This window comes from Streptomyces sp. NPDC006261 (assembly GCF_040613515.1).
Taxonomy (GTDB): domain Bacteria; phylum Actinomycetota; class Actinomycetes; order Streptomycetales; family Streptomycetaceae; genus Streptomyces.
In genome coordinates this window covers 62,263-69,385 of record NZ_JBEXSI010000039.1, presented here as the reverse complement: position 1 = coordinate 69,385, position 7,123 = coordinate 62,263, and the positions used below count along the sequence as shown (strand labels likewise).

At 70.9% G+C, this 7,123-nt stretch carries 8 protein-coding genes; all 8 read left to right on the top strand.

What is annotated here, in order from left to right; genetic code table 11:
- Positions 1-141 precede the first annotated feature (141 nt).
- The 8 genes from ABZ154_RS24225 to ABZ154_RS24190 all read left to right on the top strand — a co-directional run bounded on the left by ABZ154_RS24225 (position 142) and on the right by ABZ154_RS24190 (position 7,085).
- Positions 142-786 (top strand): HAD family hydrolase, encoded by a 645-nt coding sequence (locus tag ABZ154_RS24225; RefSeq protein WP_356835839.1) that lies wholly within the window; start codon positions 142-144, stop codon positions 784-786.
- Between the two features lie 42 nt (positions 787-828).
- Positions 829-2,034, top strand: a complete 1,206-nt coding sequence (locus ABZ154_RS24220; protein ID WP_356835837.1) for an MFS transporter — start codon at positions 829-831, stop codon at positions 2,032-2,034.
- Positions 2,003-3,175 carry an acetoin utilization protein AcuC gene (locus ABZ154_RS24215; protein WP_356835835.1) on the top strand — a complete coding sequence of 391 codons (1,173 nt, stop codon included), beginning with the start codon at positions 2,003-2,005 and terminating at the stop codon, positions 3,173-3,175. Before ABZ154_RS24220 ends, ABZ154_RS24215 begins: the two co-directional genes overlap by 32 nt.
- Positions 3,176-3,298: 123 nt before the next feature.
- Entirely contained in the window at positions 3,299-4,114 is an 816-nt protein-coding gene (locus ABZ154_RS24210) for a phosphatase (RefSeq protein WP_356835833.1), read from the top strand.
- A gap of 128 nt (positions 4,115-4,242) precedes the next feature.
- On the top strand, positions 4,243-4,455 hold the full coding sequence (locus ABZ154_RS24205; RefSeq protein ID WP_015609302.1) for a helix-turn-helix domain-containing protein: 213 nt from the start codon (positions 4,243-4,245) through the stop codon (positions 4,453-4,455).
- A gap of 152 nt (positions 4,456-4,607) precedes the next feature.
- Positions 4,608-4,706 carry an AURKAIP1/COX24 domain-containing protein gene (locus tag ABZ154_RS24200; protein ID WP_003948845.1) on the top strand — a complete coding sequence of 33 codons (99 nt, stop codon included), beginning with the start codon at positions 4,608-4,610 and terminating at the stop codon, positions 4,704-4,706.
- A 180-nt stretch (positions 4,707-4,886) separates the two neighbouring features.
- The gene (locus ABZ154_RS24195; RefSeq protein WP_356835831.1) at positions 4,887-5,975 is read left to right on the top strand and encodes an NAD-dependent epimerase/dehydratase family protein; all 1,089 of its coding nucleotides are present in this window, start codon (positions 4,887-4,889) and stop codon (positions 5,973-5,975) included.
- Between the two features lie 15 nt (positions 5,976-5,990).
- Positions 5,991-7,085, top strand: coding sequence for a lysophospholipid acyltransferase family protein (locus tag ABZ154_RS24190; RefSeq protein ID WP_356835829.1), 1,095 nt, complete (start codon positions 5,991-5,993; stop codon positions 7,083-7,085).
- The last annotated feature ends 38 nt before the right edge of the window (positions 7,086-7,123 follow it).

Below are 7,123 nucleotides of genomic sequence, written 5' to 3'. Positions count from 1 at the left end.
GGAAGCTAAGCCTTTCAGCGCCGATGGTACTGCAGGGGGGACCCTGTGGGAGAGTAGGACGCCGCCGAACAATTTTTCCGGGAAAGCCCCGTGCCTTGTGGCACGGGGCTTTTCTGCGTTCTGAGCGTCTAGGGTCGAACCATGCGCTACGAACTGGTCATCTTCGACAACGATGGTGTGCTCGTCGACAGTGAGCCGATCTCCAACACCATCCTCGCCGGCTACCTCACCGAACTCGGTCATCCCACCTCGTACGAGGAGTCGCTCCGCGACTACATGGGGGCCGCCGTGCACCGGGTGCACGACCTCGTCGAGGAGCGGGGTGGCGAGAAGCTCCCCGCGGACTTCGAGACCACCCTCTACGCCCGCACCTTTGCTGCTTTCCAGCAGGAGCTGGTGGCGGTGGACGGGGTCCAGGACGTGCTCGGCAAGCTCGTCGCCGACGGGGTCGACTACTGCGTCGCCTCGTCCGGGAGCCACGAGAAGATCCGGGTCGGGCACCGCACCACCGGGATCGACCAGTGGTTCGAGGAGGAGTGGATCTTCAGCTCGGAGGATGTCGGGCGGGGCAAGCCGGCGCCGGACCTGTTCCTGCACGCCGCCGAGCGGATGGGCGTCGCGCCGGAGCGGTGCGTCGTCATCGAGGACAGCCCGCTCGGGGTCGAGGCGGCGCGGGCCGCGGGGATGGACGTGTACGGGTTCACGTCGATGATGCCCGCGGACCGGCTGGCCGGAGTGACCGGGTACTTCTCGGACATGGCCCAACTCCCGGAACTGCTCGCCTGATCCATCTACCCATGGGTAGATCCTGGGCTTACGCTCGCGGCCATGACAGACGCGGGCTTGCGGCACGGCAGGGCCTCACTGGCGCTGAGCTTCGGCGTCCAGGGGGTGGCGTTCGCTCTCCTCGTGACGCGTATCCCCACCCTTCAGGACCAGTACGGGATATCCGACGGGCTGCTGCCCGTCTTCCTCGCCGCGGTCCCGATCCTGGCGGGCGCCGGCAGCGTACTCACCGAGAAGGTGGTCGCCCGGGTGCGGCCCGGTGTCGTCCTGCGGTGGGCGCAGCCCCTCGTCCTGCTTTCCCTGCTCGGGGTGGGTGCGGGCCGGCAGCTCTGGCACATCGCCGTGGCGCTCGGGGCCTTCGGGCTGGCGGTCGGGGCGCTGGACGCCTCGATGAACATGATGGGCGTCAGCCTTCAGCGGGCGTACGGGCGCTCCATCATGCTCGGCTTCCACGCCGCGTACAGCCTCGGGGGGATCGCCGGGGCCTCCCTGGCGTGGGTCGGGGCGCGATGGGATCTGTCGCTGCTCGTGTCCTACCTCCCCGTCGTGGCGCTCCTGCTGCCCGCCGCCCTGGTGGGCAGCAGGTGGTACACGGAGGGGCGGCGGAGTCCAGAAGAGGCCGGCGGAGGAGCCCCGAAGGAGGCCGGTTCCCTGTCGTTCAAGCTGCTGTTGCCGCTCTGCCTGGTGATGTGCTTCGCGTACATCGGTGACTCGACCGTCTCCAACTGGAGTGCCAAGTACCTCCAGGACGTGCTCGGCAGCTCGGAGCAGATGTCGACCCTGCCGTACAACGTCTACATGGTGACGACGCTGCTGGGGCGGGCCGTCGGGGATCTCGGGGTGCGGCGTTTCGGGGCGGTGGCCGTGGTGCGGGGCGGGAGTCTGCTGGCGGCCGGCGGGTTCGCGGTGGTGGCGGGGGCGCCGGGGGCCTGGGTGGGGATGCTCGGGTTCACCATGCTGGGGCTCGGGCTCTGTGTGATCGTGCCCCAGACCTTCGCGGCGGCCGGACGGATGTTCCCGGGCAACAGCGATGCCGCCGTGGCTCGGCTCAATATCTTCAACTATGTCGGGTTCCTGGTGGGTTCGCCGCTCGTGGGGGTGCTGGGGGACGCGTGGAGCTACCGGGGCGCCATGCTCGTACCGATGGTCCTGGTGCTGGCGACGCTGGTGTATGCCCGCTCGTTCGCTCCGGAGCCCGCCCGATACGGTGGCGGGCATGAGCGGCCGCACACAGCTGATGTGGGATGACGCAGTTACGGGATACGACTTCGGGGAGAGTCACCCCATGGACCCGGTCCGGCTCGCCCTGACGATGGGGCTGGTGCGGGCGTTCGGGCTCGATGAGGCGGTGGACCTGCGGGGGGCGAAGCCCGTGGGGGACTCGACCCTGCGGCTCGTGCACCGGCAGGACTACGTGTCCGCCGTGCGGGCCGCATCCGCGGACCCACGGGCCGCCGACCAGGACTACGGGCTCGGGACCGTCGACGATCCGGCGTTCGCCGGGATGCACGAGGCGTCCGCGCTGATCGCCGGGCTGTCGGTCGGGGCCGCCGAGGCCGTGTGGCGTGGGGAGACCCCGCACGCGGTGAACTTCACCGGGGGACTGCACCACGCGATGCCGGGCGCGGCCGCCGGGTTCTGCATCTACAACGACCCGGCCCTCGCCATCGCCCGGCTGCTGGAGCTCGGCGCCGAGCGGGTCGCGTACGTCGATGTGGACGTCCACCACGGGGACGGGGTGCAGGCAGCGTTCTGGGAGGACCCGAGGGTGCTGACGATCTCCCTGCACGAGCACCCGCGCACGCTCTTCCCGCAGACCGGGTGGCCGGAGGAGACCGGGGCCGGGGCGGGTGAGGGTTCCGCGGTGAACCTGGCGTTGCCCGCCGGGACGGGGGATGCCGGGTGGCTGCGGGCTTTCCACTCCGTGGTGCCCGAGCTGCTGGCCGATTTCCGGCCGCAGGTGCTCGTCACGCAGCACGGGGCCGACACGCACTTCGAGGACCCGCTCGCCCATCTCGCGGTCTCCCTGGACGCGCAGCGGGCGGTGATGGAGTCCTGTCATGAGCTGGCTCACAGTCACGCGGAGGGCGGGCGGTGGGTGGCGCTCGGCGGGGGCGGGTACGCGGTGGTGGATGTCGTACCGCGGTCGTGGACGCATCTGGTGGGGATCGCGGCGCACGCGCCCGTGGATCCGGAGTCGGTGGTGCCGCCGTCGTGGCGCGATCTTGTCTACGCCCGTACGCGGCAGCTGGGACCCGGCCGGATGACGGACGGGCGTACGCCCTCGTGGCAGTCCTGGGAGGACGGGTACGACCCGGCGGACCGGCTGGACCAGGCGGTCATCGCGACCCGTAAGGCGGCGTTCCCGCTGCGGGGGCTGCTCGCCTGACGCCGCTTGCCGGATGCCGGCCCGACGTACCGGGTGGGGCATTGTGCCGCGCGGTTACGCCAACGGTGGGGCGTACAGGGAATCCGGCCCGCCCGGGTGGGGCGGTACGGCAGCATCCCGAGGGTGTTGAGCACCGGGGCGCTGCGCGCCCATCTGCTGGCGGCCCGGCTGGCCGGGCCTGTCGCCACGTCGCGCGAGAACAGTCTGCGCAGCTACCGCCTGTTCGCCGCGCGCGATCCGCGGGTGATGCTCGGGTTATCGCCCGAGCGGACCTGGGCCGAGCCGGAGGTGCTGCGGCTGATGGCGGAGCGGTGCGGGGTCTCGGCCGATCCCGCGCATGTGTCGGGTCCTGACGCGATCGACCCGGAGCGGACGGTGGCCGCGTTGGACGCGTTCGCGGAGCGGCTGGGGCGGGTGGCGTCGCTGCGGGCTCCGGTGCTCCTGGGGACCGGGCATCCGCACCGGCTGCTGGGGTTCTACGCCGGGCTGGCAGACGCCTTGTCGTCGGCGGGATGCCCTGTCCTCACCCCGGCGCAGGGGAGATGTATCGACATAACGACCCGGTTCGGCGTACGCACGTACAACCTCGACCATGTACGGGGGGTCGCGCTGGTACGCGAACCCGGGGGGCGGCCCTCGGGTGGTGAAACCGGCGCACACACGCATTCCCCGCTGCCGGTCCGGGTGGCGCTCCAGGATGCGGCGGAGCGGTACGGGGTTCTTCCGGAGCTGGTGATCGGGGATCACGGGTGGGTCTGCGGTGCAGGTCAGCTCGGTATCGAGGCGATCGGGCCGGCGGATACGGACGATCCCGCGCTCTTCGTCGGCGAGGCCGAGGGGCGGGTTTCGGTCGTCGTACCGCTGGATGACGGGGTCCGGGCGCACTACTACCGGCCCTTGACGAGGTATGTGCTCCACCGGGCCGGTCTGTCCGGCTAGCCGCCCGGACGTCCCTCCTCTTCCCCACTCGCACCACCCGCCCCTAACCTGGGGAGTGAGCGCACAGCGACGAAGAGTCACCGGAGGGGAAGCCGGTGCGCGTCCGGTGCGGAAGGTACAGGTGGGTCATGGCTGCTGACAACGAGAGGCCTCTCAACGAGGTCAGGTTTCTGACCGTGGCGGAAGTCGCCTCGGTCATGCGAGTGTCGAAGATGACCGTGTACCGCTTGGTGCACAGCGGTCATCTGCCGGCGATCCGGGTGGGAAGGTCCTTCCGGGTGCCGGAGCAAGCGGTTCACGCGTATCTCCGCGAGTCCTTTGTGGGGGTGGAGTCAGCCTGAGGCCGCCCTCGGAACCCTGAGGAAGGCCGTCGGACGCCTGGGGTTTGCCCTCGGATTACGTCCCTCACCCGGTGGCGGGTAGGCTAGGCCGACGTAGGTCGTGTGGGCCCAGACGCCCCGCACCAGTGAAGATGAAGTGAGCGAGGGTAGTCGTGGGCTCTGTTATCAAGAAGCGGCGTAAGCGGATGGCCAAGAAGAAGCACCGCAAGCTGCTCAAGCGCACGCGCGTTCAGCGTCGCAACAAGAAGTAAGCGAACGCAGTTCGTGAGATCCGCAGCCCTCCCGCCGATCCGGCGGGAGGGCTGCGGTGCGTTTCGGGGCACGGGGTCATCACAGGGCGGCGTCCACCCGCTACGGTGACGGCCAGGGAAGTTACCGCGGGAAGCAGGGGAGCCGGGTCAGGCTTCCCGGGCCGACGGAAGGCGCTGGTCTTGGGGAAGGTCGTCCTCGTCACAGGAGTGGCCCGGCAGCTGGGGGGCCGCTTCGTCCGGCGCGTCCAGCGGGAGCCCGGGGTGGACCGGGTGATCGCCGTGGACGCGGTCGCGCCCGCGCATCCGCTGGGGGAGGCGGAGTTCGTGCGCGCGGACATCCGGCAGTCCGCCCTGGCGCGGATCCTGGCCGAGTACGCCGTCGACACGGTCGTGCACCTGGACGTCTCCGGCAAGGCGCTCGGCGCCGGCGGCCGGACGGCGATCAAGGAGACCAACGTCATCGGCACCATGCAGCTGCTCGGTGCGTGCCAGAAGTCGCCGACCGTCCAGCGGCTCGTGGTGAAGTCCAGTACGAGCGTGTACGGGTCGGCGCCCCGCGATCCTGCGGTGTTCACCGAGACCACTCCGCCCAAGTCGCTGCCGAGCGGCGGGTTCGCGAAGGACGCGGTGGAGGTCGAGGGGTACGTACGGGGCTTCGCCCGCCGTCGGCCGGACGTCGCGGTGTGCGTGCTGCGGTTCGCCAACATCCTGGGGCCGCGGCCGGACTCGCCGCTGGCGGACTATCTGTCGCTGCCCGTCCTGCCGACGGTCTTCGGCTACGACCCCCGGCTCCAGTTCGTGCACGAGGACGACGTGGTCGACGTACTCGGGATCGCCGCGCGTGAGCCCCGGCGCGGGACGCTGAACAGCGGTACGTTCAACATCGCCGGGGAGGGTGTGCTGTTGCTGTCGCAGTGTTCGCGGCGGCTGGGGAAGCCGACCGTGCCGGTGCTGCTGCCGGCCGTCACGTGGGTCGGCTCGGCGCTCCGTACGATCGGGATGACCGACTTCTCGCCGGAGCAGATCCGGCTGCTGACCCACGGCCGGGTGGTCTCGACCGTGCAGATGCGCGAGACCCTCGGTTTCCGGCCGGAGTTCACCACGGCCGAGACGTTCGCGGAGTTCGCGCGGAGCCGGGGCCCGGGGCTGCTGCCGCCGGAGACGGTGGGCAGGGTGGTGGACCGGCTGGCGGAGCTGCCGCTGCCGGGGGGTGCCGGACCGCGGGAGCGCGGGGCCGGTGCGGTACAGACGACTCACGGCGCCAGGTAGAGGAGCGCGGTCACGATGGCGGACGCCAAGGTCATTCCGTTCGACGACGACCGTTCGCGGTCCGGTGGCGGTTCGCGCCCGCCCCGGCGCCGGACCGGGGGCGCCGGGGGCGGGCGGGGCGACGGCTCCACGGCCCCTGTGAGCGCCCTGCCGGGCGGTCGGCTCCCTGATCCCTCCCCGGAGGCCGGGGAGGGGACGCAGGACCCGCAGCAGCCTCAGGAGGCCCCGGTGGACGGGGCGCGGGAGCCGGGTGAGGCGAGTGGGTCCGGTGGTGGCTGGGACCGGCGGATCGCGGGCGGGCTCGCGTTCCTGCGGCGGCGGGTCACCGGCGACTACGAGGTCGACGAGTTCGGTTACGACAAGGAGCTCACCGACCAGGTCCTGATGTCGGCGCTGCGGCCGCTGGCGGACAAGTACTTCCGGGTCGAGGTGAAGGGCATCGAGAACATCCCGTCGGACGGCGGGGCGCTCATCGTGGCCAACCATTCCGGCACTCTGCCGCTGGACGGGCTGATGCTCCAGGTCGCGGTGCACGACAACCACCCCGCCGAGCGTCATCTGCGGCTGCTCGCCGCCGACCTGGTCTTCCATCTGCCGGTCGTCAACGAGCTGGCGCGCAAGGCCGGGCACACGCTGGCCTGTGCGGAGGACGCGCAGCGGCTGCTGGAGCTCGGCGAGATCGTCGGGGTGATGCCGGAGGGCTTCAAGGGGATCGGCAAGCCGTTCGGTGACCGGTACAAGCTGCAGCGGTTCGGGCGGGGCGGGTTCGTCTCGACGGCGCTGCGGGCGGGGGCGCCGATCGTGCCGTGCTCGATCGTGGGGGCCGAGGAGATCTACCCGATGATCGGCAACGCGAAGACGCTGGCGCGGCTGCTGGGCTTCCCGTACTTCCCGATCACGCCGACGTTCCCGTGGCTGGGGCCGCTGGGTGCGGTGCCGCTGCCGACGAAGTGGACGATCCAGTTCGGTGAGCCGATCCCGACGGACGGCTATCCGCCGGAGGCGGCCGAGGACCCGATGCTGATGTTCAACCTGACGGACCAGGTGCGGGAGCAGATCCAGCACACGCTGTACAAGCTGCTGGTGCAGCGGCGGTCGGTCTTCTTCTGAGGGGCCGGGGGCAGCGACGGAGAGAGGGGGCCGGTACG